General features: G+C 73.0%; 25 protein-coding genes. 9 read left to right on the top strand and 16 right to left on the bottom strand.

Going from position 1 to position 26,883, the window contains the following annotated elements; all coding sequences use genetic code 11:
- Positions 1-3: 3 nt before the first annotated feature.
- The 4 genes from ACFWWU_RS09145 to ACFWWU_RS09160 all read right to left on the bottom strand — a co-directional run bounded on the left by ACFWWU_RS09145 (position 4) and on the right by ACFWWU_RS09160 (position 3,359).
- A complete protein-coding gene (locus tag ACFWWU_RS09145) occupies positions 4-510 on the bottom strand; it encodes a DinB family protein (RefSeq protein ID WP_384141222.1) in 507 nt (168 codons plus the stop codon).
- 71 nt (positions 511-581) lie between these two features.
- On the bottom strand, positions 582-1,193 hold the full coding sequence (locus ACFWWU_RS09150) for a hypothetical protein (protein WP_384141225.1): 612 nt from the start codon (positions 1,191-1,193) through the stop codon (positions 582-584).
- A 361-nt stretch (positions 1,194-1,554) separates the two neighbouring features.
- Positions 1,555-2,517, bottom strand: coding sequence for a hypothetical protein (locus ACFWWU_RS09155; protein ID WP_384141228.1), 963 nt, complete (start codon positions 2,515-2,517; stop codon positions 1,555-1,557).
- Positions 2,518-2,627: 110 nt separating this feature from the next.
- Positions 2,628-3,359, bottom strand: coding sequence for a PIG-L deacetylase family protein (locus ACFWWU_RS09160; RefSeq protein WP_384141231.1), 732 nt, complete (start codon positions 3,357-3,359; stop codon positions 2,628-2,630).
- Between the two features lie 195 nt (positions 3,360-3,554).
- On the opposite strand from ACFWWU_RS09160, the gene asnB reads away from it, so the two are divergent.
- The 6 genes from asnB (at position 3,555) to ACFWWU_RS09190 (ending at position 11,234) form a co-directional block, all read left to right on the top strand.
- A complete protein-coding gene (gene asnB, locus ACFWWU_RS09165; RefSeq protein ID WP_384141234.1) occupies positions 3,555-5,360 on the top strand; it encodes an asparagine synthase (glutamine-hydrolyzing) in 1,806 nt (601 codons plus the stop codon).
- Positions 5,361-5,826: 466 nt separating this feature from the next.
- Positions 5,827-6,840, top strand: coding sequence for a hypothetical protein (locus tag ACFWWU_RS09170; RefSeq protein WP_384141237.1), 1,014 nt, complete (start codon positions 5,827-5,829; stop codon positions 6,838-6,840).
- 91 nt (positions 6,841-6,931) lie between these two features.
- A complete protein-coding gene (locus ACFWWU_RS09175) occupies positions 6,932-7,678 on the top strand; it encodes an SDR family oxidoreductase (RefSeq protein ID WP_384141240.1) in 747 nt (248 codons plus the stop codon).
- Between the two features lie 44 nt (positions 7,679-7,722).
- The gene (locus ACFWWU_RS09180) at positions 7,723-9,288 is read left to right on the top strand and encodes a class I tRNA ligase family protein (RefSeq protein WP_384141243.1); all 1,566 of its coding nucleotides are present in this window, start codon (positions 7,723-7,725) and stop codon (positions 9,286-9,288) included.
- Between the two features lie 136 nt (positions 9,289-9,424).
- Complete coding sequence (gene mshA, locus ACFWWU_RS09185) at positions 9,425-10,765, top strand: D-inositol-3-phosphate glycosyltransferase (RefSeq protein ID WP_384141246.1); 1,341 nt, start codon at positions 9,425-9,427, stop codon at positions 10,763-10,765.
- A gap of 217 nt (positions 10,766-10,982) precedes the next feature.
- Positions 10,983-11,234: a hypothetical protein gene (locus tag ACFWWU_RS09190; RefSeq protein ID WP_384141249.1), complete on the top strand. Its 252-nt coding sequence runs from the start codon at positions 10,983-10,985 to the stop codon at positions 11,232-11,234.
- Positions 11,235-11,404: 170 nt separating this feature from the next.
- Here the strand turns inward: ACFWWU_RS09190 and ACFWWU_RS09195 are convergent, their stop codons facing one another.
- The 10 genes from ACFWWU_RS09195 to ACFWWU_RS09240 all read right to left on the bottom strand — a co-directional run bounded on the left by ACFWWU_RS09195 (position 11,405) and on the right by ACFWWU_RS09240 (position 20,893).
- On the bottom strand, positions 11,405-12,556 hold the full coding sequence (locus ACFWWU_RS09195; RefSeq protein ID WP_384141252.1) for a LuxR C-terminal-related transcriptional regulator: 1,152 nt from the start codon (positions 12,554-12,556) through the stop codon (positions 11,405-11,407).
- A 144-nt stretch (positions 12,557-12,700) separates the two neighbouring features.
- Positions 12,701-13,720, bottom strand: coding sequence for a LuxR C-terminal-related transcriptional regulator (locus ACFWWU_RS09200; RefSeq protein WP_384141257.1), 1,020 nt, complete (start codon positions 13,718-13,720; stop codon positions 12,701-12,703).
- Between the two features lie 237 nt (positions 13,721-13,957).
- Positions 13,958-14,395: a Fur family transcriptional regulator gene (locus ACFWWU_RS09205; RefSeq protein ID WP_384141259.1), complete on the bottom strand. Its 438-nt coding sequence runs from the start codon at positions 14,393-14,395 to the stop codon at positions 13,958-13,960.
- 124 nt (positions 14,396-14,519) lie between these two features.
- Positions 14,520-15,413, bottom strand: coding sequence for an SAM-dependent methyltransferase (locus ACFWWU_RS09210; RefSeq protein ID WP_384141262.1), 894 nt, complete (start codon positions 15,411-15,413; stop codon positions 14,520-14,522).
- Positions 15,414-15,641: 228 nt separating this feature from the next.
- On the bottom strand, positions 15,642-16,121 hold the full coding sequence (locus ACFWWU_RS09215) for a GNAT family N-acetyltransferase (RefSeq protein ID WP_384141265.1): 480 nt from the start codon (positions 16,119-16,121) through the stop codon (positions 15,642-15,644).
- A 145-nt stretch (positions 16,122-16,266) separates the two neighbouring features.
- Positions 16,267-17,178, bottom strand: coding sequence for a M56 family metallopeptidase (locus ACFWWU_RS09220; RefSeq protein WP_384141268.1), 912 nt, complete (start codon positions 17,176-17,178; stop codon positions 16,267-16,269).
- Positions 17,175-17,576: a BlaI/MecI/CopY family transcriptional regulator gene (locus ACFWWU_RS09225; RefSeq protein WP_384141271.1), complete on the bottom strand. Its 402-nt coding sequence runs from the start codon at positions 17,574-17,576 to the stop codon at positions 17,175-17,177. The genes ACFWWU_RS09220 and ACFWWU_RS09225 overlap by 4 nt, the downstream gene beginning before the upstream one ends.
- Positions 17,577-17,889: 313 nt before the next feature.
- Complete coding sequence (locus ACFWWU_RS09230; RefSeq protein WP_250766246.1) at positions 17,890-18,171, bottom strand: metal-sensitive transcriptional regulator; 282 nt, start codon at positions 18,169-18,171, stop codon at positions 17,890-17,892.
- A 41-nt stretch (positions 18,172-18,212) separates the two neighbouring features.
- The gene (locus ACFWWU_RS09235) at positions 18,213-20,480 is read right to left on the bottom strand and encodes a heavy metal translocating P-type ATPase (RefSeq protein WP_384141274.1); all 2,268 of its coding nucleotides are present in this window, start codon (positions 20,478-20,480) and stop codon (positions 18,213-18,215) included.
- Positions 20,481-20,605: 125 nt separating this feature from the next.
- Entirely contained in the window at positions 20,606-20,893 is a 288-nt protein-coding gene (locus ACFWWU_RS09240) for a heavy-metal-associated domain-containing protein (RefSeq protein WP_384141277.1), read from the bottom strand.
- Positions 20,894-21,123: 230 nt separating this feature from the next.
- On the opposite strand from ACFWWU_RS09240, the gene ACFWWU_RS09245 reads away from it, so the two are divergent.
- From ACFWWU_RS09245 to ACFWWU_RS09255, 3 genes are all read left to right on the top strand, one after another.
- Positions 21,124-22,122: a hypothetical protein gene (locus ACFWWU_RS09245; protein ID WP_384141280.1), complete on the top strand. Its 999-nt coding sequence runs from the start codon at positions 21,124-21,126 to the stop codon at positions 22,120-22,122.
- Positions 22,123-22,173: 51 nt separating this feature from the next.
- Entirely contained in the window at positions 22,174-22,872 is a 699-nt protein-coding gene (locus ACFWWU_RS09250; protein ID WP_384141283.1) for a copper homeostasis protein CutC, read from the top strand.
- 172 nt (positions 22,873-23,044) lie between these two features.
- A complete protein-coding gene (locus ACFWWU_RS09255) occupies positions 23,045-23,950 on the top strand; it encodes an aminoglycoside phosphotransferase family protein (protein WP_384141286.1) in 906 nt (301 codons plus the stop codon).
- Between the two features lie 264 nt (positions 23,951-24,214).
- Here ACFWWU_RS09255 and ACFWWU_RS09260 read toward each other — a convergent pair whose 3' ends face one another.
- Both ACFWWU_RS09260 and ACFWWU_RS09265 read right to left on the bottom strand, forming a co-directional pair.
- Positions 24,215-24,613: a VOC family protein gene (locus tag ACFWWU_RS09260; RefSeq protein WP_384141289.1), complete on the bottom strand. Its 399-nt coding sequence runs from the start codon at positions 24,611-24,613 to the stop codon at positions 24,215-24,217.
- Positions 24,610-26,652: a HelD family protein gene (locus ACFWWU_RS09265; RefSeq protein ID WP_384141293.1), complete on the bottom strand. Its 2,043-nt coding sequence runs from the start codon at positions 26,650-26,652 to the stop codon at positions 24,610-24,612. The genes ACFWWU_RS09260 and ACFWWU_RS09265 overlap by 4 nt, the downstream gene beginning before the upstream one ends.
- Positions 26,653-26,883 lie beyond the last annotated feature (231 nt).

A 26,883-nucleotide genomic window follows, 5' to 3' on the forward strand; every position in this document is an offset into this window, starting at 1 on the left:
TTCCTAGGCGCCGGTCGTGCCGTCGAGCATCTCGCGCAGGATGTCCAAGTGGCCGTTGTGGCGGGACGTTTCCTCTATGAGGTGGAGGAGGATCCAGCGCAGGTCGACGTGGCGGCCGTCGCCGCCGGCTCGCCGGGCCCGCTCGTCCAGGCTGGTCGCGGCGACGAGTTCGCGGTAGCGGGCGCTGTGTGTGGCGTACTCGTCGAGCAACTGCGGGAGCGGGAAGTCGACGGCGACGCGCATCTCGCGGTCGGGGTCCTCGTCGGTCCAGGGGCCCTGGTCCTCCTCGCCGAGGAGGACCACCTGGAACCAGTAGTACTCGACCCAGCGGAGGTGATTGATCAGTCCGCTCATGGTCATCAGCGGCGAGCCGGGCAGGAGCGCCTTGCGGGCGTCCTCCGCGGAGACGCCGTCGCACTTGGCGCGGGCGGTGTCGCGTGTGTAGTCGAGAAACGTGGCGAGTTGGGTGCGTTCGTCCCACGCGGGCGGTGTGTCGTCGATTCTGGTCATCGCGGGAAGCGTCCCCGATCACACGGCCGGTGTCGAGGCATTTGATGACGCCCCGCCCCGCCCTCCCCGTCTCATGACCGGAGGACGGCGTCGGCGAGTGCGATCACGACGCCGTCGTCGTTGCAGAAGTTGCCCTCGCTGATGTCGTTGTGGATGGCGAGTGTGACCACGCCGGTGAGGTCGACCGTGACGGTCTGGGGGCGGTTGATCTCCAGCATCACGCTCTTGAGCGGCCGACCGTCACCGGCGACGGTCAGCTTCCCGGGCTTGGCCAGGCTGTTGTCGTCGAGGCCCGTGGTGAAGGTGAGGCTCTTGTAGCGCTCGTTGAGGCCGTACTCGACGGAGTTGATGCACGGGTGCCGGAGGACGATCGCGTTCTGGTGGGCCTTGCCCCCCAGCGTCGCGGTGCTCAGTCCGACCTTGTCGTCTCCGTAGTCGCCGAGCGGGGTGAGGTCCTTGAGCGCCACCGTGCCGGTCGGCAGCGGCGGGGGAGCGGGGGTCGTCTCGGGACCGCTCGCCTCGGTCGTCGGTGTGGGTGTCGCGGTCGCGGGTGTGGCGCCGGCGGCAGGGGGCGCGGGGACGGTCACCGTCACGACGACCGGCCGGGCCGTGGGGGAGTTGACCAGAGTCGGCAGGCCGAAGAAGCCGAGCAGGAGACCCGCCACGGCCGTGAGGGCGGACACGAGCGCCGCGACCTCCCCCAGCCTCCGGGGCCGAGGAGCCTGATCCGGAGCGACCGGCGACGGTGCCGGTGCTTGATCCGGCGCCCGATCCGGTGCCGGATCCCGTGCCCGATCCGGCGCCGGTGCCTGATCCGGCGCCGGTACCTGATCCAGTGCCCGATCCGGTGCCGGTGACGGTCCCGGCGATGATGCCGGTGCCCGATCCGGCGGGAGGGGCGGCGGAGGCGGCGCTTGCGGGGGAACCCGGTCGTGGGACGGCGGTAACTCGGTCACGGATGGCCCCTGCTCGTCGACGGAAGGGCATTGAACACGGTCACCGCGCCGGACACCAGAGCCCCTGGCCGCACGCCTGACCCCGGCCCTACCGGTCCAGTTCGGATATCCGCTTCCTGCCGGCGTCGTCCGTGGCCTGCTGGCTGCTGGAGATCACCAGGATGCCCTCGGGGAGCGCGCCGCTCAGGTAGTCGCCGAAGGCGTCCGTGGCCTTGGCGAGTTTGTCCAGGACCGTGTCGAGCACCGCCGCGATCGCAGCGCCGAGTTCGCCGCTCGCCGCGGCGGTGGCGTGGTGGTTGGCGGCCTCGGACAGCCGGCCAGCGGTCTTGCCGTAGACCTCGACGGCGACCTCCCTGAGCCGCCCGGCCGCGCGCTCGTGCTCGGCGTGGTCGACGCTGACGCCCTCGGCGATGGCCCGGCCGCTGCCGGAGGCGAGGTCCTTGCCCCAGGCGTGACCCGTCCCCGCGTCGGCCGCCCCGTCGCGGGCCTGGCCGCCGATGGCGCCCGCGAGGCCGGCGGCGACGCTTTCGAGCGGGGCCACGGACGGGTCCTGTCGGACGTGGCTCAGGGTGCTCGCGATGTTCTGGGCGCACTGGGAGACGACCGCCTGCGACAAGGCCCGGGCGCTCGCGATCGCGGCCGTGACGATGCCGTCGGCCGCACCGAAGGTCAGCGCCCCGCCGGCGACCCCGGCGACGGTGGTCTCGGCGCACTCGGCCGCGATCTGGACGACCTGCCCCTTGGCCGCCGCGATGGTCACGGCGATGTCGTCCACCGCGGCGGCTGTCACTCCCGCCGCCTGCGAGATCGACATGACGTCCTGGTTCATGACCTTGTCCCAGTGCTGCCCCAGGGCCTCCAGGGCCTCGCCCCTGCCGGACGAGAGCAGGCGCTGGACGTGCTGGTTCGCGTCCCCGGCGTCGTTCCAGATCGAGTCGGCGTAGCCGCGCAGACTGCTCGCGACCGAGTAGTAGGGCTCCTGGTCGGCCTCGACCTGTACGAGGTACTGGGTGATCAGGGCCTCGTACAGGCCGGAAGCGATGCTTGTCATGGCGTGAACTCCCCCTTGTAGCACGCGCGTTGGTCCCACGCGCCCCCACGTGTGCCGTTCACCGTCTCATGCGTCCCGTGCCGCCACAAGAACTCCGTGACGGGCGCGGCTCAGTCGATGTGCACGATCTGGAACGCCTCCGCCATCCGGCCCGGCGGCAGCCCGCCCGCCTTCGCGTGTTCGCCGAGCCAGTCGCGGAGCAGGCCGGCCAGGTCGTCGAAGTGGGCCGTCTGGGAGGTGTGGATGCGCAGCGCCTCGACCTTGCGGTCGAAGACCGGGGTGACGTCCACGTACTGGTTCGGGGTGGGGCCGGTCATCAGCCACAGTTCGTGGACCGTCCACGGCTCCAGGCCCTCGTCCTTCAGGAGCTGCGCGTGCGCGAACGGGTTGCGGGCCTCCGGGTAGACCGCGCGCAGGCAGGCGTCCCCGACCGCGCGGTGGTCGGGGTGGAGGTCGGCGACGCGCGCCCAGTTGATCTCGGGGGACGGGATGATGGCCCGCTGCGGGCGCACTTCGCGGATGACCCGACACAGGTCGCGCCGCAGCTCCACGGACGCCTCGACGAAGCTGTCGGGGTAGCCGAGGAAGCGGACGTCGGCGACGCCGCTGAGCTTCGCGGAGTGGACCTGCTCGGCGCGGCGCAGATCCGCCATCGCCTGCCGGGGGAGCTGTTCGTCGTAACCGCCGGCGCCGCCGTCCGTGACGATGCAGTACGTGACGCGGGTGCCGCGCTCGATCCACTGCATGACGGTGCCGCTGACGCAGAACTCGATGTCGTCCGGGTGCGCGGCCACGACCAGCAGGGATGCGGGTGCGCCGCGGCCCCTTGCGAAATCCTCCATGTCCCTCATGAGGCAAGCCTGTTGGGGTGACGGGAGCGTCGCAAGGTCAACCCGTGGCGCGAACTGGACATGGCACTTACGCGCCATTCAAAAACTTGGTAGATTCAAATCATTGGGTGCGACCAGTGTGAGATGGACAGCGACTTCGGACGCGTGACGTCGGGAGCGCGACTTCGGAATACGGAGGCGACCGCCATGTGCAGGATTCTCGGCACCATCGCCGCGGGAGCGGACCGCCCGGACCCCGCCCAGCTCGCGGCGGTCTCGGCCCGCCAGCGCCACGGCGGCCCCGACGAGCACCATGTGCTCAGCGGGCCCGGCTGGTCGCTCGGCTGCGACCGGCTCGCCGTGACCGACCCGTGCGGCGGGCAGCAGCCCTACCGGCTGCCGCACCTCCCCGGCATCCTCGCCGTGCTCAACGGCGAGATCTACAACCACGCCGCACTGCGCCGCTCGCTCGCCGCCCGAGGCCACCGCTTCCCCGACCGCTGCGACGGCACCGTGCTCCCCGCGCTGTACGCCGAGTACGGCCCCGCCTTCGCCGAGCACCTCGACGGCATGTTCGCCGTCGCGATCCTCGACCTGCGCCCCGGCGCGGCCCAACTCGTCCTCGCCGTCGACGACATGGGCATGAAGCCGGTCTACCTCCACCACGATCCGTACGACGGCTCCACCCGCTTCGCCTCCGAGATCCCCGCCCTCCTCGCCTTCGAAGGAGTACGGATCTCCCCGCGCGACGACGCCCTCGACACCGTCCTCGCCACCCGCACCTCCTTCTCCACGCACACCGCGCTCGACGGCGTCAGCGTCCTGCCGCCCGGCGCCACCGCCCTCGTACGCCCGGGATCCGCGCCCGTGGTGCGGCGCAGGGGCCCCCGCCCCGCAACGCCCCCGGGCGACACCCAGGACGTCCTGCGCCACGAGGTCCGGCGGCTCGCCCACGCCGAGGTGCCCGTCTGCGCGATCACCAGCGGCGGCCTCGACTCGGGTCTCGTCACCGCGCTCGCCGCCGAACACGCCCGCGAGACCGACGCCCCGCCGCTGCACACCTTCCACCTCACGTACCGGGGCAAGTGGCCGGACTCCGAGGCCGCGTTCGCGCGTTCCGTCGCCCGCCGGGCCCGAACCGTCCACCACGAGGTCTCCGTCGACCCCGACGAACTCTCCTCCCTCCTCACCCGGACCGTCCGCCACCTCGGCCAGCCCAACGCCGACCCCATCACCCTCTCCACGTACGCGCTCTTCCGCGCCGTCCGCCAGAACGGCTTCACCGTCGCGCTCGCAGGCGACGGCGCCGACGAGCTCTTCGGCGGCTACGACCGGATGCGCACCGCGCTCGCCGCGCCCGCCGGAGCCGACTGGGCCGGCGCGTACGCCGACGCCCTCTCCGCCGCCCCGCGCCTGCTCCGCGAACACCTCTACACGGCCAACTACCGTGCCCACATAGCCGATCAAGGCTCGGCGGCGGACCGCATCGAGCAGGAGCTGCGCTCCGCCGAGGCCGTCGGCGAGGACCGGCTCACCGCGATGACCGCCTTCGAGACGCGCTGGCGGCTCCCCGCGTACCACCTGCGGCGCGTCGACCACCTCTCCATGGCCTGGGCCGTCGAAGCCCGCATGCCCTTCTGCCAGCCCTCCGTCGTCGCGCACGCCCGCGCCCTGCCCACGGCGGCACGGACGGGCAAGCGGGCCCTGTACGAGGCCGGGACCGAGCTGCTTCCGGCCGGCGTCCTCCGGCGCCCCAAACAACCCTTCACACTCCCGCTCGCGGCGATGCTCGCCCCCGGCAGCCCGCTCCTCGACACCGTCCGCGAACTGCTCTCCCCGGCCCGGCTCGTCCTCGGCGGCAAGGTGCGCGCCGACCGGGTGCAGAAGCTCCTCGCCCGCCAGCTCGAACGCCCCTCGCACCACGACGCCCTGGCCCTCTGGGGCCTCGCCGTCCACGAGCTGTGGACGGAGGTCGTACAGGGCATGCGGATCCCGGTGGGCTGTGCGGCCTGAACTCCCGGGACCTTCCCGTCCCGAACCCGCTCCCGCACCCACGCCGGGGGCCGCCCCGGCCCCCGTGCCGGGCGGCGCCGCCGCCTGCTCCCGACCCTGCCCCTGTGGGCAATCGTCCCGCGGGGCTGGGGGCACCGCCCAGGCGAAGCTCTGGGGGAGGGTGGGCACACGGGACGACGGTGCCGCCTCGATGGGTGGTGCGGGTGCGCGGTGCGGGGTGCAAGGGGCGGGAACGCCCGGAAGGGCGCCGACCGTTGTGCCCACCCTCCCGCAGTGGGGGGACCCCCACGTCCCAGCGGGACGCATACCCGCAACGGCAGGGGGCGCCACCGGCCGGGCGCCCGCAGCTGCCGGGGCGAGCACTGGCCGGGCGGCCGCAACGGCCGGGGGCGTCGCCGGTCGGGCGCCCGCGGCTGCCGGGGCCCGCGCCGGGCAGGCGGTTGCCGTGGGCGGCCGGGGGCGTCGCGTGGCCACCGTGCTCGCCACCGTCGTCCGGGCCGAGGACGCCCCCGGGCCCACCCTCGTCCTGCGCCTCGACCACCTTCCGGTCGGGGCGCTCGCGCTCGGTGCCGAGCTGGCGCGGCTGCGCCACGCGCTCGCCGGGACGGCGTACGCGGACCTCCGCAAGATCGCCCTGTACGGCCCCGCCGCCCGGCCAGGGCCGGACCTCGGCTACCGCTTCGTGCAGGCCCTCCCCGGCGGCGCCTTCGACTTCCGCGCAGGCTGCGGCCACTCCCTCCTCGCCTGCGTCGTCGCCGACGGCCACCGCCCCGGGCCCGTCACCGTCCGGGCCGTGACGACAGGGGACACGGTGCTGTGCGAGCCCGAGCCCAGGCCCAGGTCCGAGCTCAGGTCCGAGCTCAGGTCCGAGCTCAGGCCCGAGCCCAGGCCCGAGCCCGAGCCCAGGCCCGAGCCCAGGCCCAGGTCCGAGCTCAGGTCCGAGCCCAGGCCCAGGCCCGAGCCGCACGGCACCGAGGCGTACACGCTCAGCTTCCTCAAGGCCCCGACCGCCCCCGGCACCCTCCCCACCGGTCGGCCCGTCGACGTCCTCTGCGGGGTGCCCGTCTCGCTCGTGCGGTACGGCAACCCGTACGTCTTCGTCGACGCCCGCCACCTCCCCGACGACGCCCTCCAGGATCGGCTCCTCGTGCTCCGCGCCGAGGCCGCCCGTATCCTCGGGCACCCACCCCACTCCGCGCTCCCCAAGATCGCCGCCTTCTCCGAAGGCCCCGAGGGGCTCTCCGTCCGCGCCCTCACCGTCGGCGGCTGGCACCCTCGGCTCGCGCTCACCGGCGCCGCCGCCCTCGCCGCCGCCGGCGCGCTCGACGGCACCGTCGTCCCCGCGCGGACCGGCCCCGTCCGCACCCCCGGAGGCACCGTCACCGTCTCCACCGCGCCCGACCGCGTCCGGGTCCACCACAAGCGCGCGACGGTCCTCGGCAGGCTCGAACTGCCGTGGCGTATCCACGCAACGGCGTGAACGCGCACCCCTCTCACCGGGCCCGCGGTGTCCTTTCTCTGCCACGCTGAAATGGACCGGCAATCGGTATCCGTGGGGAGAGCAGACGCACATGAAATTCGAGAATCTGCGTGTCGTCGTGACCGGAGCGTCCCGCTATTTCGGTCGCGCGCTCGCCGTCGGATTCGCGCATCTCGGCGCCGAGGTCTACGTATCGGCGCGGACCGTCGAAGCCGCCGAACGCACCCGTACCGACGTCATGGGCTCGGCCCGTGACCGTATCCACGCCTTCGGCTGCGACCTGAGCAAACCCGCCGAGATCCGGGAGTTCGCCGCCCGCGTCGGCGAACGCACCGACCGAGTCGACCTGTTGGTGAACAACGGCGCACGCTGGCTCGACGGCATGGACCTGGAGGCGGCCAGCGACCGCGAGATCGTCGAGACGATCGAGTCGACGGCCGGCGGCACGGTCCTCATGGTGAAGCACTTCCTGCCGCTGCTGCGCGGCTCCCTGCGGCCCGACATCGTCAACATGGTCGCCGTCCGCGACGCCGAGGGCGCCTCCGCCGCGACCGCCGGCCAAGCCCACGAGGCCTTCTGGGCGGCGAAGAGCGCGCAGGCCGGATTCGCCGACATCCTGTCCCGCCGGCTGCGGCCCTCCGGGGTCCGGGTCTTCTCCCTCTTCCCGCCCGACTTCTCGACCTCCGATCCGCGATTCGCGGAATGGGACGGATCGAATCCGGACGGAATAGCACCCGACGAGAAGCTGACCACCCAGGCCCTTTTCGAATGCATCGTCTACGCCGTCGAGCAGCCGCGCGACTGTTTCATCCGTTCCTTCCACTTCGAGCCCCGCTGACCCGCTGAAGCCTCGCACCACAGCGTCAAGGAGGTCCCAGTCCCATGAGCACCCCCGTCTGGATCACCGCGACCCCTCCCGCCACCCACGGCGAACTCCACATCGGCCACCTCGCCGGGCCGTACGTCGCCGCCGACGTCCTCACCCGCTTTCTGCGGGCCGAGGGGGAGGCGGTCCGGTTCACCACCGGCACCGCCGACCACGCCAGCTCCGTCGAGGTCCGCGCGCTGCGCCACAACCGCAAGCCCGAGGAGGTCGCGGAGGGCTACCGCGCCGCGATCACCGCCGACTGGCTGCGCTCGGGCGTCGAGTTCGACCACATCGTGCGCCCACGGCGCGACAAGGGGTACGGACGCTGGGTGCAGGACCTCTTCAGCAGACTGTTCGCGCAAGGGGTCATCGCCCCGCGCACCCGCCTCCTGCCCTACTGCGAGCCGTGCGACCGCTGGCTGTACGGGGCGCACGCCACCGGCAGCTGCCCGCACTGCGGCGCGGACAGCGACGGCGGCATGTGCCACGAGTGCGCCCGCCCCAACGACGGCGGCGACCTCGTCTCGGCGCGCTGCGCGGTCTGCGACACCCCGGCGGTGGCCCGCCGCTGCCGCCGGCTGTACGTGCCCCTGGAGCCGTTCCGGGAGACGCTCGCCGAGTACTGGGCGACGGCCGGGCTCCCGCCCCGGCTCGCCGCCCTCTGCGAGTCGCTCGTCGAGGACGGGCTGCCGGACATCGCCGTCGGCCACCCCGCCGAGTGGGGCCTCCCGGTCCCGGTCGACGGCTTCCCCGACCACCGGATCGACGGCTGCTTCGAGGCGGCCGCGATGCACCTCTTCGGCTACGACACCAAGGGCCCGCTGCCCCGCCGCGCCATCCACTTCTGCGGCTTCGGCCACTCCTTCTGCCACGCGGTGCTCCTGCCGGTGCTGCTCCTCGCGCAGGACATCAAGCTGCCGCAGGACTTCAACGTCAACGAGTCGTACGTCATCGAGGAAGGAGTCCAGGAGGGCAACGTCTGGGCGCTCGACCTCCTCACCGAGTACGGCTCCGACACCCTGCGCCGGCACGTCCTCCAGGCCCGCCCGCTCGGCCGCCGCACCGTCTTCCAGCGGGAGCGGCTCGCGGCCGCCCGCCGGGAGCTCGACGAGAGCTGGAACAGCTGGCTCGCGCGGCTCTTCTCCTCCGTACGGGAGGAGTGCGGCGGACTCGCCCCGCAGGCGCTGCCCGGCGGCACCGGCTGGGAGATCCTGGAACGGCGCCTCCACCGGGGCGTGGACGATCTGCGCGAGGCGTACGGCCCCGACGCCTTCGACCCGCGCCGGGCGGTCGCCGTCCTCGACGAGATGGTCCGCTCCGTGGCCGACTTCGGCCACGTCAACGCCCACGAGCGGTGCCGGCCCAGCACCTCGTGCCGTCATCTTCCGGCACTCGCCGCACAGTTGGCGGTGGCGTCGGCACTCTCCGCGTGGGCGCGACCGGTGATGCCGGAGGGTGCGGCGCGGCTCGCGGCGGCGCTCCAGGTGGAGCCGGGGCGGCCCGTCGACTGGCACGCCCTCATGGGCCCCCTCCCGGGGACCCGGCTCGCACCGCCCTCGGGTCCGGTCTTCGGGTTCTGAACTCTTCGACTACTAAGCAACTAAGTATCTCAGTACGTGAGTTTCTCGCTCTCTCAGTTCCTCAGTCCCCTGCCGCGTGACCGTGCGCGCGAGCTCCGCGCAGGGACACGTGGCCCCCACTCCACAGGAGCCCCACGTGTCCCTGCGCGTCGCCATGCTCAGCGTCCACACCTCCCCGCTCCACCAGCCCGGGACGGGGGACGCCGGCGGAATGAACGTCTACATGGTCGAACTCTCCCGCGCCCTCGCCGAACAGGGCGTGGAGGTCGACCTGTTCACCCGCTGCCGGGGCGAGGACCTGCCCCCGCTCGTCGAGCTCGCCCCGGGCGTCCGGGTCCGCCATCTGCATGCCGGGCCGCGCGGCCCGCTGCCCAAGGAGGCCATGCCGGACCTCGTCGTGCCCTTCTCGCTGGCCCTGCTCAAGGAGGACCGGCGCTACGACCTGGTCCACTCGCACTACTGGCTCTCCGGCCAGGCGGGCCGGATCGCCTCGGTCGGCTGGCGCATCCCGCTCGTGCACACCGCCCACACCCTGGCCCGGGTGAAGAACGCCTCGCTCGCCGACGGCGACACCCCCGAACCCGAGCTCCGCGTCCGCGGAGAACTCCAAGTCGTCGGCTCCGCAGACCGGTTGATCGCCAACACCCCCGACGAGGCGGAGGCACTGCGCGCGCTCTACGGGGCCGCGGGGGAGCGGACCGAGGTCGTACGGCCCGGGGTCGACCTGCGGACCTTCCGCCCCGCCGGAGGTGCCTCCCCGGCCGAAGGGTCCGGGGGTGGCAAGGCGGCGGCCCGGGCCCGGCTCGGGCTCCCCGCCGACGCGTTCGTCCCGCTCTACGCCGGCCGCATACAGCCCCTGAAGGGCCCGGACGTCCTCGTACGGGCCGTCGCCGAGCTGCTGCGCCAGGAGCCCGGGCTGCGCCGGCGGCTCCTGGTGCCCGTGGTGGGCGGGCACTCGGGCGCGACCCGCGAGGGGACGGTCTGGAAGCTGGCGGGGGAGCTGGGCGTCACCGACGTGCTGCGGGCCTTCCCTCCCGTACCGCAGTCACGCCTCGCGGACTGGTACCGGGCGGCGGACGTGCTGGTGGTGCCCTCGCGGAGCGAGTCCTTCGGTCTTGTGGCCCTGGAGGCGCAGGCCTGCGGGACTCCGGTGCTCGCGGCGGCGGTCGGCGGACTGCCGACGGCGGTGTGGGACGGGGTGACGGGGCTCCTCGTGCACGGTCACGACCCGGTGGAGTACGCGCGGCGGCTGCGGTGGCTGGCGGCGCACCCGGAGGCGGTGGAGACGATGGGGAAGGCGGCGGTCCGCCATGCGCGCGGGATGAGCTGGCGCGCGTCCGCCACCCGGACCGTCGAGGTGTACCGGGGGGCGCTGGCGGAGGGGTGGGGACAGGGGTTGGGGCAGGGGCGGCGGCACGCCCCTGCCCCGGCGGCCTCTCTCTCCTGGAGGGACGAGAAAGCCGTAGCCCAAGTCTAGCACCTCTTTTGGTTCGACCAAAGATATGGAAGGCTCCGGATCCTTCAATTCCGTTGCCTGGCAGGCGTATTGACGCATCCACGCCATGGCGGGTCCACGCACGGAGAATCCCTGGATCGGATTCCGGGGCGGGGACAGAATGGAGATGTCTTCAGGGAACGCCCGGCGGCACGGGCCCCCGGAAGGCGGAATTCACATTCCAACTCCTGGAGGAATCATGTCTGCTGAGCACGCCACGGGGATGCGCAAGACCGTCCGTCAGTTCGCCCTCGCCACGGCAGCGTGTCTCGCCGTCGCCGGCGGCGCGGCCCTGGCGACGGCCCCGAGCGAGGTCTCGGCCCCCCAGCACGTGATGGCCGAAGGGGCGGCAGGAGCGGCCACCGCCACCCCGACGCCCACCCCCACGCCGTCTCCGTCCAACGGAAACGAGTGGAACAAGGTCTCCCCGGCGCCGATACCTGCCAATTGAGCGTCCGGGGAATACGAAAAGGCTCCGCGCTCGCCCATTCCAGGGCGGCCGCGGAGCCGTTTCGCATTCCCCGGAGATTCCCGGGGAACCCGGTCTCAGCCGACCCGGTCTCAGGCGACCCGGTCTCAGCCGGCCCGGTCTCAGGCGACCCGGTCTCAGCCGGCCCGGTCTCAGTCGACCCAGCCGAGCCGATGGGCCCGCACCCCGGCCTCGAACCGGCTCGTCGCACCCATTTCCTGCATCAGCTCGGACAGCATGCGGCTCACCGTCCGCAGTGACACCCCGAGCCCCCGCGCGATCTTCTCGTCCTTCATTCCCGAGGCGAGCATCGTCAGCGCCGCCCGCTGCTGCTCCGAGAGCCCGTCGCCGCCCTGCTCCGGCGTCGTGCCGTCCCCGTACGGCGACGCCGTGTGCCAGCAGTGCTCGTACAGCGCGATGTACGAGCGGACCAGGGCCGGCCCCCGGGCCAGTACCGCGCCCGCCATCGGCTCCGCCGGATCCACCGGGACCATCGCGAACTGCGCGTCGGCGATGATCATCGTCATCGGGACGGCGGGGGTGATCCGCACCTCCACACCCGCCTCGACCCGGCGCCGCAGCAGCTCCGCGACCTCCGGCGCGGAGACGACCCGCTCGCTGTACATGGCGCGGACCCGCACCCCGTTCTCGATCTGCCGCCGGTCCCTGCTCAGTACGCGCTCCGCCACCTCCCGCACGAGCGACGTCGGGTGCATCGACGCCAGGCTGTGCTGGATGACGTCCGTGATGTCCTCAAGGACCTGCTGGATCCGGCGGTAGTCGCTGAGCAGCTCCACGTCGGCGTCCGAACGCGTGAGGGAACCGGCCCGCAGGAACGCCCCCGCCAAGGTCTCCAGCGTGCCGTACGCGCGGTCCGCCTCGTCGAGGTGCTCGCGCAGCTGCTCGCGCTCCCGGTGCAGGAGCCGAAGCAGCGCTATCTCCGGGTCGATCACCGCGACCGTGTCGCCGTCGCCGTCGCCGTCGCCGTCGCCGTCGCCGTCGCCGCCCCCGTCCGCCTTCCCGTCGCCTTCCTGCTGATGACCGCCCTCGCCCGCCCTGAGCCCGGCCCGGAGTTCGGCGCGGTCGCCGTGCTGGGCGGGGTTGGTGGGCACGATGAGCCCGAGGTCCGTCAGTTCGCGCCGACATCGCTCGTACTCCTCGGGCGACAGGCGGAGTTGGGCCCCGACTTCGCCGAGGCTGGACACCCCGCGCCTGCGCAGCTCCTGGTAGAGGGTCACCACGGCATCGGGTGAGCCTTCCGAGCGCTCGGTTCCGTTGCCCGTGCCGCCGCCGGTGGTGATCAAGGCGAAGTGACCCCCTGTTCCCTCGAGTCGCGCCGCCGTCACCCTGTCACACGGCTGGGCGGCCGTCCGTCATGCCGATCCGACCGGTCCGACCGATCAGGCATCCATCGTGCGTCATCCGAACTCCCCGGTGATATCCCGCCCTTACGCCCCGCGCTCGGCGCCCTCGCCGTCGAGCAGCCCGAGCCGGGACGCCTTCACGCCCGCCTCGAAACGGCTTGCCGCGCCCAGCTCCTGCATCACCTCGGAGAGGAGCCGGCTGACCGTCCGCAGCGAGACCCCCAGATTCTTGGCGATCTGCTCGTCCTTGATGCCGGAGGCGAGCATGAGCAGCGCCGCCCGCTGCTGCTCGGACAGCCCGTCGCCGCCCTTCTCCGCGGCCTCCTCCTCGCCGTACGGGGCGGCGGCCGTCCAGCAGTACTCGTACAGGGCGAGGTAGGAGCGGACGAGGCCGGGGCCGCGCGCGAGGATCACGGCGGAGGACGGGTCGTGCGGATCGGTCGGCAGGAGCGCGAAGTTCTCGTCGGCGAGGACCATGTTCATCGGGACGACGGAGGCGAACCGGACCTCCACGCCCAGCGCGGCCCGCTCTTCCAGGTGCTGCGCCATCTCCGGCACCGAGGCGGCCCGCCGGCTGTACATGGCCCGGATCCGGACCCCGCGTTCCGCCCACAGACGGTCCTGGGCCAGCTCGCCCGGCAGCTCCTCGCGGCGGACGGAGCCGGTGTGCATGAAGTGCGCGGCCGTCCGTACGGAGTCCGTCAGGTCCGCGAGGCTCCGCCGTACGCGGTGGGGATCGTCGACGATCTCGACCTCTATCTCCCCGCGCGGCGTGGCCCCGGCCCGCAGGAACGGCCCGGCGAGGGCTTCGAGGGCGGTGTGCGCGCGGCTGGTGGCGGCGAGGCGCTCCTGGAGCCGGTCGCGCTCCCGGCGCAGCAGCCGCAGCAGGGCGACGTCGGGGTCGACGACGGTGTTCGTGTCGGGCGAGGGGGCGGTCAGTCCTAAGGAGACGAGTTCGTCACGACATCGCTCCCGCTCCTCGGCGGAGAGCTCCAGCCGGTCCGCGACCTCGTCGAAGGCCCTGCCTGGACGGGCACGGAGTTCCTGGTAGACGGCGAGAGCCTGTTCGCTGCCCGTACGGGCCACGGCGGCGTTTCTGGACACGGCGCAGCAGACTCCCCTCGGATCCCCGTGGACCCCTGATGAATCGCCCCGCCAGACCCTGCCACACATTCGAACGCCGCGCACGGAGTTCACCGCAGCTCAGGACGGTTCGCGGCGGCTCGGCGGGGGCGCGGGCCGCTCAGGCGGCGGGGGCTGGCTCGGGATCGCTCAGCCGGCGGGGGCGGGCTCGGGATCGCTCAAGCGGCGGGGGCGGGTGCGGGCCCGGCTCGGGACCGCTCAGGCGGGGGCGTTCGCCCGGCAGTCGGGGCACAGGCCCTTGAACACGATCTCGGCGTCCTCCACCCGCCACTCCGGCAGCGCGCCCCGGGGCGGCTTCGGCGCGGCCGTGTCGACGTTCTCCACCCGGCCGCAGACGACGCACAGCGCGTGCTGGTGCGCCGGGCCGGAGATCTCGAACACTGCGGGCAGGCCGGGGCGGTCGAACTTGCTGACCAGGCCGGTCTCCTGGAAGTGCCGCAGCATCTCGTACACGGCCTGGCTGGTCAGCGTGCCGAGCCGCTCGCGCGCGGTCGTGGTGATCGCCTCGACGTCGAGATGGCCGCCGGCGGCGAGCACCGTGAGCACCTCAAGGCGCGGGCCCGTGACCCGCAGCCCGACGTCGCGCAGGCGCTGGATCACCGCCTCGCGGCCCGTCAGCTCTTCCACGACTGCCATCTTCTCCGCCCGCCACCTGGTCGGCTCAAACGTTTGTGGGCATCGTACCTCTTGCTCGTCAACCTCGTCAGGCGTCCGCCTCGGTCGCCTCGGCCGCCTCGGTCGTCCGCCTCGGTCGGCCGTCTCAGTCGTCCGTCCTGCACACCAGCAGGACGCTCTCGGTCCGGTCGTCGATCCGGTGGCGCCGCCGGCCCTCGATGTGCAGGCCGGCCGAGTGCAGTTCGGCCGCCAGCCGCTCGGGATCCACGATCCACTTGTCCGTGGTCAGCACGACCCGCTCGGTGGAGGTCTTGCCGGTGCGGGCCGTGTAGTACGTGATCCGCTCGCTCATCGACGGCAGGTCGAAGACCTGCCGCGCCACCACCCACTCGTCGATCCCGTCGAAGCGCGGCACCTGGAACGCCCAGGTCCTGTGCGGTTCCGCGATGAGGCCGGGCAGCTGGTGCGCGGTGTAGTCGAGGGCGAGCGCCCCGCCCGTCTCCAGGTGAGAGGCGACCTCGCGCAGCAGTTCCGGCCGGTGTGCGGGCGGGACGGCCGTGACCATCGCGCCCGCGAGGATCGCCAGCCGGTAACTCCCTTCGAGCCGCAGCCCGGTGAGGTCGGCCCGGTGGGTGACGACGAGCTCGGCGACCTGCGGGCCGATCCGGCGGGCCCAGCCTTCGAGGCGTTCCAAGGCCGAGGCGTCCCGGTCCACGGCTTCCACGGCGAAGCCGTGTCGGGCGAACGGGACGGCGAGCCGCCCGGCGCCGGAGCCGAGGTCCAGAACGGGTCCGCCGGTGGAGCGGGCGAGGCTGAGGTACCGGACGATGTCCGCGCTGTGCGGGCCGAGCAGGGCGTCGTGCAGCCAGACCGAGCCGGCGTCGGCGGGGGAGACCGACTCGAGTCCGGGCAGGGTGTCGGATGTGATCCGGATGCCGGCCCCAGGGTCGGGCTCCCGCTCCCGGTCGTATCGGGACGGCAGGACCGGCGCGAGCGCTGCGGGCACGACGGGCAGGGAAATGCCGCTCGGTGTGTGCATCGCTCCTCCAGGGGCTCGCTCGGTCCATGCCGTCCGGACGAGGTACCCGTGCCGCCGGGACCGCGCCGCTGGACCCATCCTGACCTGGCGGGGGAGCGCCGATCCACCGGATCGGGCTGCGTGAACACGCGATGGCGTGGATCTGCCACGACCGCCGGTTCGACGGTCGCACGGGCCTGCGTCGAGGGCGATGCACCGGCTGGAGCGCCCCGGAGGTGAACCGGGCCTCTAAAGAGCGCGGCTCCAGCGGGTGGGGCTGAGGGAGCCGAATCCCATCTGCGTGTAGAAGGGGAGCGCCGGGTCCGTCTCCGCCGGGAGTTCGACCCGCTGGTCGTGGGCGCCGTAGCTCCGCATCCGGTCCGTGGCCGCGGTCAGCAGGGCCGTACCGACTCCTCGGCGACGGGAGCCGTCCGCGACGGCCAGTGCGTACACCTCGCCCTCGCCCGGCACCGGGACCCCGCCCGCGGCGACGCCGACGACCGCGCCCTCGGGGTCGGTCGCGACCAGCCAGCCGAGCCAGCCGGGCGCGCCTCCCGGAATTTCAATTTCCGCGCGGATGCGGGGGAGTGCGCATTGCTCCGAGATCAGCCGCCGCATCGGGATTTCGGCCAGTATTCCGGCGTAGCTGCTCCGAATGACGTCCGCGAGCAGCCTGGATATCGTCGTCGCATCTCCGGCCGCGGCCGTGCGAACGCCAGCCAGCTGCATAGGTTTCGTACCCTTCGACGTGCCGAGCCAGAGCCCCAACATACCCACAATAGCGGTGAATTAAGTTGGCCGTGACCGATGCGAAATCTACGAATTCGCTTAGTAAATAGCGGCGTTCGAGGGGTCGGACGGTGAAGCGAGTAAATTAGCCGGGGAAGGAACAGCAGGCGACGATCAACGGGGCCATCGCGAGCGCCGCCGACGTGATCGTGAACAGCCCGCGCAGGACGGGGTGGCCCGCGCTGTACGGGGTGAGGATGCGCCGCATCCGCAGCGCCGCCGAGGGGCCGCCCGCCGCGAACGCGGACTGCGGCGCCCGCCCCGAGGCCAGCGCGTACAGCGCCGTCGCGAGCGCGTCGCGCGTACAGCGTCGCAACGCCCGGTCGTCCGCGGCCATTTCGAGCAGCAGGGGTACGGACGTCCCGCCGTGCCGCGCGAGCGGGAGGCGGGGGAAGACGGCCGCGAAGGCCTCCGTCGCCGCGACGAGGAGGTGGTGCCGTCCCGCGATGTGCGCCCGCTCGTGCGCGAGGGCCGCCGCGAGCTGCGCGGACGTCAGTGTGTGCACCGCTCCGGAGGAGACGACGACGCGGCGCGAGCGGCCCGGCAGGCAGTAGACGGCGGGCCGGTCGTCGTCGAGGACGGTGGCCCGCAGCTCGGGGTCGTACCGCCCGACGAGCCGCAGCACCCCCGCGTGCCGCACCCGCACCCGGCGGGCGTGCGCCAGTCTCCGGAGGAAGGTGGTGCCGGGGAGCGAGAGGACGCCGAGGGCGATCGCGAGGGCGAGCTGCTCGCGGCCGTCGAGGGCGAACAGCTGGGTGGGGGTGGGGAGTCGGAGCGTGAGCAGCATGTCGGTGAGGCGATGGCTGCTCTCGCCGGACAGGACCATCTGGGCGGGCAGCAGGGCGCCCGCCGTGGTGAAGACCGCGCCGCACGCGGCCCACACGGCGAGCGCGAGGCGGGGCACCTGCTGGGCCCAGCGGGCCCGGACGACGAGCCAGGGCACGAGGAAGCCGGTGAGCAGGACGAGCCCGAGCGGGACCAGGGCGTGGTGGTTCACGCGCCACCGCCCGCGGAGGTGCCGGCGGCGTTCCCCGGCGGGCCGCCCCTGGCCGCGCGGAGTGCCGCGTCCAGGGCGGCCATGTCCTCGTCCGAGATGACCTCGACGAACCGCAGGAGGGCGGCCGGCCGGTCCTGGCTGTCGCCGAGGGCGTCCCGCATCAGGCCCGCGGTGTACTCCTCGCGGCTGCGGACGGGCTCGTACAGCCAGGCCCGGCCCGCCTTCTCGCGGCGGAGCCAGCCCTTGCGGTGCAGGATGTCCGCCACCGTCATGACGGTCGTGTAGGCGACCCGGCGTCCCCGATTGATGTCGTCGACGATCTCGCGGACCGTGGCGGGCCGCTGCCAGGCCCACAACCGGTCCATGATCTCGGCCTCCAGCTCTCCCAGCCGGCGCACGTGGATCCCCTTCCCCCTGGGCGGCTCATCGTACGGGCCGCCTCCCTCGCTCAGGTATACCCCCTGGGGGTACGATGGCGGGATGTCGACCCCTCTGAGCAGCCCTCCGGGCGGCCATCTGAGCACCCTCATGAGGAACCGCCCCTGCGTGACGCTCTGCGGCCCCGGTCTTCCCGGTTCGGCGGAGCTGGTGCTCCTCCGGCAGGTGCTCGGGCTCTGTCTTCGCCTGAGCATCAGGCTTTCCGCTGAGTGCCCTTCACACAAGGGCGGTTGATGCCGCTTCGGTATTCCGAGCGCCGTCCGCTCTGCTTCGTCAGGTCCGGATGAGCCGGGCGATGGCCTTCGACGCCTCGCTCACTTTGACCTTCGCCTGGTCCCCGCCCTGGGCGATGGCCTCCGTGACGCAGCAGCTGAGGTGCTCGTCCAGGAGGGCCACCGCGCAGGACTGGAGGGCCGCGTTGATGGCGGAGACCTGGGTGAGGACGTCGATGCAGTACACGTCCTCGTCGACCATCCGCTGCACTCCCCTCACCTGGCCCTCGATGCGCCGCAGGCGTCTGATGATGTCTTCCTTGTGCTGTCCGTAACCGGCCACGGCGCTCTCCCCGTCACATCGCTCGCTTCTTGGTGATCAGGTCACTTGTCGGCGGCCTGGAAGCCGCGCAGGCGCAGGCTGTTGCCGACGACGAAGACCGAGGAGAAGGCCATCGCGGCCCCCGCGATCATCGGATTGAGCAGTCCGGCGGCGGCGAGCGGCAGGGCGGCCACGTTGTAGGCGAAGGCCCAGAAGAGGTTCGAGCGGATCGTGCCGAGCGTCTTGCGGGAGAGCCGGATCGCGTCGGCCGCGGCCCGCAGGTCGCCCCGGACGAGGGTCAGGTCGGCGGCCTCGATGGCGGCGTCCGTGCCGGTGCCCATCGCCAGGCCCAGGTCGGCCTGGGCGAGCGCGGCGGCGTCGTTCACGCCGTCGCCGACCATGGCCACCGAACGGCCCTCCGCCTGGAGCTTCTTGACGACGTCGACCTTGTCCTGCGGCATGACCTCCGCGATGACCTCGTCGATGCCGACCTCGGCGGCGACGGCCTCGGCCACCGCCTTGTTGTCGCCGGTGAGCAGGATCGGGGTGAGGCCGAGGGCGCGCAGCCGCCGGATGGCCTCGGGGCTGGTCTCCTTGACGGCGTCGGCGACCTCCAGGACCGCGCGGGCCTCGCCGTCCCAGGCCACGGCGATCGCGGTCTTGCCGGCCTTCTCGGCGGTGTCCTTGGCGGCCTTGAGCTCCGCCGGGAGGGCCATGGCCCACTCTTCGAGGAGCTTCTCGCGGCCGACGAGGACGGCGTGGCCGTCGACGACGCCCTGGACGCCGAGACCGGGGATGTTGGCGAAGTCCTCGGGGGTGGGCAGGGTCCCGACCCGGGCGGCGGCGCCGGTGGCGACGGCCTGGGCGATGGGGTGCTCGGAGGAGTGCTCCAGGGCGCCCGCGAGCCGCAGGACGTCCTCGTCGTCGACGCCCTCGGCGGTGTGGACCTTGATGAGGGTCATGCGGCCGGTGGTGACGGTGCCGGTCTTGTCGAGGACGATCGTGTCGACCTTGCGGGTGGTCTCCAGGACCTCGGGGCCCTTGATCAGGATGCCGAGCTGGGCGCCGCGGCCGGTGCCGACCATGAGGGCGGTCGGGGTGGCCAGGCCGAGGGCGCAGGGGCAGGCGATGATCAGGACGGCGACGGCGGCGGTGAACGCGGCGGTCAGGCCCTGCCCCGTACCCAGCCAGAAGCCGAGGGTGCCGAGCGCGAGCGCGATGACGATCGGGACGAAGACGGCGGAGATCCGGTCGGCGAGGCGCTGGGCGGCGGCCTTGCCGTTCTGCGCGTCCTCGACGAGCTTGGCCATGCGGGCGAGCTGGGTGTCGGAGCCGACGCGGGTGGCCTCGACGACGAGCCGGCCGCCGGCGTTCAGGGTGGCGCCGGTGACGGAGTCGCCGACGGAGACCTCGACCGGGACGGACTCGCCGGTGAGCATGGAGGCGTCCACGGCGGACGAACCCTCGACGACGGTGCCGTCGGTGGCGATCTTCTCGCCCGGGCGGACCAGGAAACGGTCCCCGACCTGGAGTTCGGCCGTCGGTACGGTGACCTCCCGGCCGCCCCGCAGGACGGTGACCTCCTTGGCGCCCAGCTGCATCAGCGCCTTGAGCGCGGCGCCCGCCTTGCGCTTCGACCGGGCCTCGAAGTACCGGCCGGCCAGGATGAAGGCGGTGACGCCGGCGGCGGCCTCCAGGTAGATGTTCCCGGCGCCGTCGGTACGGGCGATCGTGAACTCGAAGGGGTGCGTCATCCCCGGCGTACCGGCGGTCCCGAAGAACAGCGCCCACAGCGACCAGAGGAACGCGGCGATCGTGCCGACCGAGATCAGGGTGTCCATGGTGGCCGCGCCGTGCCGGGCGTTGGTCCAGGCGGCCCGGTGGAAGGGCCAGGCGGCGTAGACGACGACCGGCGCGGCGAGCGTGAGGCTCAGCCACTGCCAGTACTCGATCTGGAGCGCCGGGATCATCGCCATCGCGATGACGGGCACGGCGAGCGCGACGGCGGTGATCAGCCGCTGCTTGAGGGGCCGCAGCTCCTCGTCGGCCTTCTCCTCGTCGGAGGGCCCTTCGGGGGCGCCGGGCGTCTCGCTCCTCGGCGGCGCGGGCTCGGCTGCGGTGTAGCCGGTGGCCTCGACGGTCGCGATCAGGGCGGCGACGTCGATGTCGGCGTCGAAGGTGACCTTGGCCTTCTCGGTGGCGTAGTTGACGGTGGCCTCGACCCCGTCCATGCGGTTGAGCTTCTTCTCGATACGGGCCGCGCACGAGGCGCAGGTCATGCCGCCGATGGCGAGCTCGACCTGGGCGGTGCCCGGTGTGGTCGTGGTCATGAGGTCTGCTCCTCGTGAGTAAGGGCGGGGGCCGGGACCCGGGCGTGGTGGGCGGGTCCCGGCGGCCGGGGTGGTGCGGCGCGAGGCCTGACCGGCGGGACCGGGTCGGATCCGCCGGACAGGCTCTAGGCGCGGCCGGTCAGCTCGTAGCCCGCGTCGTCGACGGCGGCGGCGATCGCGGTGTCGTCCGGCTCGCCGCCGGTGGTGACGGTCACCAGGCCGCCGTTGACGTCGACGTCGACGGTGATGACGCCGTCCAGCGCGCTGACGGACTTGGTGATCGCGGTCCGGCAGTGGCCGCACGTCATGCCGGAGACGGCGTAGACGGTCACGGTGCTCTCCGCGACCGCGACGGCGGCCGTGTCGGTGGTGCTGGTCGAGCAGCTGTTGTCAGGGGTGCAGCAGGAGCCCATGGCTTCTCCTCGGTCGGTTCCTCCGGGACCGAGATACCCTCGGGGGGTATTCGGTTGTGAGTCCATGTATACCCCCCACCCGTATCCGACGCAAGCGGATCCCCGGCGTGACTTTGATACCCCCTGGGGGTATGGTGAAGTGCATCGAACGGGTACCGCGCCACCCCGCGCATCCACCCCACCAGCCCCGTATAGCCCCACGTATCGCCTCACGTATCGGGAGAGCAGCCATGAACACCGGTGTGAAGATCACTGCCTATGCCGCCGCGCTCGCCGCGACCTTCGGGGCCGCGTACGGGGTCGGCAAGGGTGTCGGCCCCGTCGAGGAGCCGAAGAAGGCCGAGCACGGCGACCACGCCGCCGCCCCGACTCCGGCCAGGAGCGCGGCCGCGGGTGACGGTCACGCCGGCCACGAGGAAGGCGCGAGCACGGGCACGCCCGCCGCCGCGAACCTCCCCGGCGGGCTCCAGGTCTCCGACGGCGGCTACACCCTCGCCCTGGAGACGCCGACCCCCGCCACCGGCAAGAGCGTCCTGAAGTTCTCGATCAAGGACGCGGCCGGGAAGAAGGTCACCGCCTTCGCCACCGAGCACGGCAAGGAACTGCACTTCATCGTCGCCTCGCGCGACCTCGGCACCTTCCGCCACCTGCACCCGGTGAAGGCCGCGGACGGCACCTGGACGACCCCCGTCGACCTGCCCGCCGCCGGCGGCTACAAGGCCTTCGCCGACTTCAAGCCCGCCGCCCCCGACGCCCGGGGCATCACGCTCGGCGCCGACCTCTCCGTACCGGGCGCGTACGCCCCGAAGCCGATGCCGGCCGTCGCCCCGACCGCGACCGTCGACGGCTACCAGGTCCGCCTCGGCGGCACCCTCGACCCCGGCAAGGCCGGCGAGCTCAAGCTCACCGTCACCAAGGCCGGCAAGCCCGTCACCGACCTGGAGCCCTACCTCGGCGCGTACGGACACCTCGTCGCCCTGCGCGACGGCGACCTCGCCTACCTCCACGTGCACCCGAACGAGGGGGGTCCCGGCCCGGACGTCTCCTTCACCGCGACGGCGCCCAGCGCGGGGACGTACCGTCTGTTCCTCGACTTCCAGCACGAGGGCAAGGTCCGGACGGCGGCCTTCACCGTCACGGCGGGGACGGGGACGGGGACGGGGAAGGCGACCGCTCCCACGACCGCCAGTGAGGCCACGCACGATGCGGGAGGGCACGCGCACGGCTAGTCTGGTCATTGGACTAGACCTGTAGCCGTCATTCATGGAGGAATGGGCTCGATGAGCAACCGTGCTGTCCTTGAGGTGATCGCCCTCGACGAGGAAGACGCGGTCGCTGCCCAGACCGGTGGTGCCGACCGGCTCGAACTCGTCACCGACATGGCGGCGGACGGGCTCACCCCGTCCCGGGCCGGCTTCGCCGCCATCCGCGCCGCCGTCGACATCCCGCTGCGCGTGATGCTCCGGCTCACCGACGGATTCTCGGCCGGCGGCCCCCAGGGCATCGACGCCCTCGTGGCCCGCGCCACCGAGCTCCGCGAGGCCGGCGCCGACGAGTTCGTCCTCGGCTTCCTCACCTCCGACGGCGAACCGGACCTCGTCGCCGTCGAACGGCTCATCGCCGTCCTCGACGGCGCCCGCTGGACCTTCCACCGGGCCATCGACCGCGCGGCCGACCGCGACGGGCTGCGCAAGCGGCTCGCCGACCTGCCGGGCCTCGACACCTACCTCACGGCGGGCTCCGCCACCGGCGTCGACGACGGCCTCGCCACCCTCAAGGCCGAGGCCGCCCGCTCGGGCGAACCGGGCTACGAGGCCCGGATCCTCGTCGGCGGCGGCCTGCGCCTCGACCACCTCCCCGAGCTGCGCGCGGCCGGCCTCGACGCCTTCCACATCGGCGGCGCCGCCCGCCCCCAGGGCTGGGCCGCCCCCGTCTCGGCGGACGCGGTACGTGCCTGGCGCGAGGCCGTCGACGCGTAACGAGGCGTGCGCGGGGCCGGGTCCACCCCCCGGCCCGCGCCCGCTGGGCCGCGCCCCCCGGCCCGCGCCCGCCCCGGCAGCGCCCGCTCAGCCCCGCCCGCCCCGGCAACGCCCCCGCCCCGCACGGAAATCGCGTGGTCAGGGGCGAGGTGGGCTCGGTAGTCTCCCCGCCATGGCAGCCACCACCAAGATGCACGCGGACGAGCTCGACATCGACACCGAACTCGTCGAGCGACTCGTCGCCGGCCGGTTCCCCGCATGGGCCGGACTGCCGGTGCGGGCGGTGGACTCGGCCGGGACGGACAACGCGATGTTCCGGCTCGGCGACGACCTCGTCGTCAGGCTGCCCCGCGTCCCGTACGCGGCCCGCCACGTCGAGAAGGAGCAGCGCTGGCTGCCGCTCCTCGCCCCGCACCTGCCGCTGGACGTCCCCTTCCCGGTGGGCCGGGCCGAGGGCGGCGCGGAGTTCCCGCTGCCCTGGTCCGTCTACCGCTGGCTCGACGGAGCCGACGCCTTCGACGCACCGCTCACCGACCTCGCCCACGCCGCCGTCGAGCTGGGCCGCTTCGGTGCCGCCCTCCGCGCGGTCGACGCGACCGGCGGACCGGCCTCCTTCCGGGGCGGCCCCGTCACCGCCTGGGAGGACGGCAACATGCCGGGCGCGATCCGCGCCCTCGGCGCCGACGGCACGGTCGACGCGGAGCTCGCGACAGCGGCGTGGGAATCGGTGCTCCGGCTCCCGCAGTGGCAGGGCGCACCCGTCTGGATCCACGGCGACCTGCTCCCCGGCAACCTCCTCGGACGCGACGGCCGCCTCAGCGCCGTCATCGACTTCGGTGGCCTGGGCGTCGGCGACCCGGCCTGCGACACGATGCCCGCCTGGACGCTCCTCACCGCCGAGACCCGCCCCCTCTTCCGCGAGGCCGCCCGGGTCGACGACGCCACCTGGGCACGCGGCCGGGGCTGGGCCCTGTGCTGGGGCCTGGTGACCGAGGCCTACTACCGCGTCACGAACCCGGTCCTGGCCGCCGTCGCCCACCGGACCTGGTCGGAGGCCTTGCCCGAATTCACCGCCTGACCCGTGACGCGTGACCCGTGATCCGTGACCCGTGACGCGTGATCCGTGACGCGTGATCCGTGACCCCGTACGCCCCTGGTGCGCGCCGCCTCGGCGAGCGGCTGCGCGACGACCAGCTGGGCGGGGGACGCTCCCGTCCTGCTGCCCTTCGGCGGCGCCGCCGCCGAACACGCTGATCGTCGGGATCGAACTCCGGCGCCCGTACGCCCGGCACGGCATGCCCTTCCGCCTGCGGACCGCCAGACCCGCCAGACCCGCCAACCCCTAGGCAGCCGCCACCAGTTCGACCTCGAACCCGTCGGCGTTCTCCAGGTAGGCCGCGTAGTGACCCTCGCCGCCCGCGTACGGATGGCGGTCGGCGAACATCAGCCGCCAGCCGCGGGACGGCGCCTCGGCGGCGAGCCGGTCGACGGCGGCCCGATCGCCCGCGTGGAAGGCGAGGTGATTCAGGCCCGGACGGCGCCGGTCGTGGGCGTCCCCCGTGCGGGCCGGGGACTGCTCGACGACGAGGTAGCAGGCGCCGAGCGCCCAGCTGCGGCCGCCCTCCCAGCGCTGGAAGGGCGCGTATCCGAGGGCGCCGAGGAGCCAGCCGAAGCTCGCCGCGGCGCTCTCCAGGTCGCCCACCCACAGCTCGACGTGGTGCAGGGCCCCGATCGCCGTCACAGCTCGCCCAACTGCTCGGGAAGCGGCGCCGAGTGAAGGATCGTCAGCCCCGAGACGGCACGGGTCAGCGCCACGTACAGCCGCCGCAGGCCCGTCCGCTCGTCCGGTTCGCCGTCGACGACCGCCGCCGGTTCGTCCAGGACCACGTAGTCGTACTCCAGGCCCTTCGCGAGCGAGGCCGGGACCAGGGTCAGCCGGGACTCGGCCGTCGTCTCCTCGCCGGGGGACAGGTACGCGAGGCCGGCCGCCGTCAGCGCCTCCGCCAGCGGCGCGATCCGCGCGTCGGCGGCGATCAGGCCGATCGAGCCCTCGTGGGCCAGGGACTCGACGCAGGCGGCGACGACGGCGGCGTCCAGGTCCTCCGGGTCCGCCGTGTGCCGGACCGCCAGCGAGCCGGGGTTCTCCCGGACCGACTCCACCGCCGCGAGCCCCGGCGACATGTGCGGAAGCAGCCGCGAGGCGTACGCGATGACCTCGCGCGGTACGCGGAAGCCGGCCGTCAGCTCCTCCACGACCGCCTCCGGCTTGCCCAGGTGCCCGAGCGCCTGCGCCCAGCTCTCCGTCGCCCACGGCGTCGTCCCCTGCGCCAGGTCGCCCAGGACCGTCGCCGAACCGGTCGTGCACCGGCGCCCCACCGCCCGGTACTGCATCGGCGACAGGTCCTGCGCCTCGTCGAGGACCACGTGCCCGAGCGAGTGCGTCCGCTCGACCAGGTCCCTCGTCTCGTCGATCAGCACCGCGTCCGCCGCAGACCACTTCGCCGACTTGACGCTCCGCGCCGGCTTCGCCCAGAGCAGCAGCTTCTGCTCGTCCTCGGTGAGCAGCCCCTCCGCGTGCTCCGCCAGGAAGTCGGCGTCACCGAGCAGCCGCAGCACCAGCTTCGCGGGCTCCACCGGCGGCCAGCACTCCTTCACGACGGCCTTCACGGCGGGGTTCCGCGCGACCGCGTTCTGCACCCGGTCGTCCGGCGCCTCGCCGGCTTCCTCCATCCGCACCAGGACGGCGTGCGCGATCCGCTGCGGAAGCGCCTCGCGGGCCGCCCCGTACCGGATGTCCCGGTCCAGCAACTCCCGTACCATCTGCTCGATTTCGTGCGCCGGCACCCGCCACCGCCGCGAACCGCGCACCACCATCAGGGGCTCCTTCGGCAGCGAGACGTGCGCACGGACCGCGCGCCGCAGCACCTCCGCCATCCGGGCGTCGCCCTTGACGACCGCCGTCGCCGCCTCGTCCGTCCCCCGTACCTCGACGTGCGCCACGAGATCGTCGACGGTCGCCTGCTGGACCTCCAACTCGCCTAGAGCCGGGAGGACTTGCTCGATGTAGTGGAGGAAGGAGCGGTTCGGGCCGATGACCAGGGTGCCGGTGCGGGCGAGCCGCTCCCGGTGCGCGTAGAGGAGGTACGCGACACGGTGCAGGCCCACGGCCGTCTTCCCGGTGCCCGGGCCTCCCTGTACGCACACCGTCCCCGACAGGTCGGAGCGGACGATCCCGTCCTGCTCCGGCTGGATCGTCGCCACGATGTCCCGCATGGGGCCGACGCGGGGCCGCTCGATCTCGGTCTGGAGCAGCCGGCTCGTGGTCTCCAGCTCGGCCGGGTCGGAGAGGTGTTCGTCCTCGTACGCGGTGAGGTCGCCGGCCGTGTACCCGAAGCGCCGCCGCAGCCCCACGTCCTGCGGGTCCTTCTTCGACGCCTGGTAGTACGGCTGCGACACCGGCGCACGCCAGTCGATCACCATCGGGTCGCCGTCGGCGTCGTGGACGTGCCGCCGCCCGATGTAGAAGCGCTGCCCCTCCTGCGTGGTGTGCAGGTAGTCGAGCCGACCGAAGAACAGCGGGGTGTCCGCGAGGTCCGCGAGGGCCTTGATCCGGTCCTCGATCTGGCGCCCGAGGACCAGGGAGTTGACCCAGTTCGCGGTGACGTCCTTGATGTCCAGCGCCTCGACGTCCTCGCGCATCGCGCGGAGGGCGGCGCGGGAGGAGGTCAGATGGGCGCGCTCGCGCGAGAGCGGATCGAGCGCGGGGTCGGACACGGACACGGGGCCGGAACCGGAATCGGGTTCGGAACCGGACGCGGGGTCGGAAACGGACGCGGGGTCGGAAACGGACACGGTGAAGCCTCCGAGCAGGTGGATACGCGGACACGACGAGGTGGCCGCCGGTTTCCGGCCGGGCGGCGGCTCTCCACGGAGGGAGGCGGGGAAGCTGGCGAGTGTAACTCCGGCGGGCTGGGCGGGGCGAATCGTTTTCACTCCACCGGAAGCCCCCAT

It is taken from the genome of Streptomyces sp. NPDC058650 (genome assembly GCF_042717315.1).
Classification (GTDB): domain Bacteria; phylum Actinomycetota; class Actinomycetes; order Streptomycetales; family Streptomycetaceae; genus Streptomyces.

Bases quoted from the DNA above. Each gene is read 5' to 3' on its own strand.
- ACFWWU_RS09145 (WP_384141222.1), bottom strand. From the start codon at position 510: ATGACCAGAATCGACGACACACCGCCCGCGTGGGACGAACGCACCCAA.
- ACFWWU_RS09155 (WP_384141228.1), bottom strand. From the start codon at position 2,517: ATGACAAGCATCGCTTCCGGCCTGTACGAGGCCCTGATCACCCAGTAC.
- ACFWWU_RS09160 (WP_384141231.1), bottom strand. From the start codon at position 3,359: ATGGAGGATTTCGCAAGGGGCCGCGGCGCACCCGCATCCCTGCTGGTC.
- asnB (WP_384141234.1), top strand. From the start codon at position 3,555: ATGTGCAGGATTCTCGGCACCATCGCCGCGGGAGCGGACCGCCCGGAC.
- ACFWWU_RS09175 (WP_384141240.1), top strand. From the start codon at position 6,932: ATGAAATTCGAGAATCTGCGTGTCGTCGTGACCGGAGCGTCCCGCTAT.
- ACFWWU_RS09180 (WP_384141243.1), top strand. From the start codon at position 7,723: ATGAGCACCCCCGTCTGGATCACCGCGACCCCTCCCGCCACCCACGGC.
- ACFWWU_RS09190 (WP_384141249.1), top strand. From the start codon at position 10,983: ATGTCTGCTGAGCACGCCACGGGGATGCGCAAGACCGTCCGTCAGTTC.
- ACFWWU_RS09205 (WP_384141259.1), bottom strand. From the start codon at position 14,395: ATGGCAGTCGTGGAAGAGCTGACGGGCCGCGAGGCGGTGATCCAGCGC.
- ACFWWU_RS09210 (WP_384141262.1), bottom strand. From the start codon at position 15,413: ATGCACACACCGAGCGGCATTTCCCTGCCCGTCGTGCCCGCAGCGCTC.
- ACFWWU_RS09215 (WP_384141265.1), bottom strand. From the start codon at position 16,121: ATGCAGCTGGCTGGCGTTCGCACGGCCGCGGCCGGAGATGCGACGACG.
- ACFWWU_RS09235 (WP_384141274.1), bottom strand. From the start codon at position 20,480: ATGACCACGACCACACCGGGCACCGCCCAGGTCGAGCTCGCCATCGGC.
- ACFWWU_RS09240 (WP_384141277.1), bottom strand. From the start codon at position 20,893: ATGGGCTCCTGCTGCACCCCTGACAACAGCTGCTCGACCAGCACCACC.
- ACFWWU_RS09245 (WP_384141280.1), top strand. From the start codon at position 21,124: ATGAACACCGGTGTGAAGATCACTGCCTATGCCGCCGCGCTCGCCGCG.
- ACFWWU_RS09250 (WP_384141283.1), top strand. From the start codon at position 22,174: ATGAGCAACCGTGCTGTCCTTGAGGTGATCGCCCTCGACGAGGAAGAC.
- ACFWWU_RS09255 (WP_384141286.1), top strand. From the start codon at position 23,045: ATGGCAGCCACCACCAAGATGCACGCGGACGAGCTCGACATCGACACC.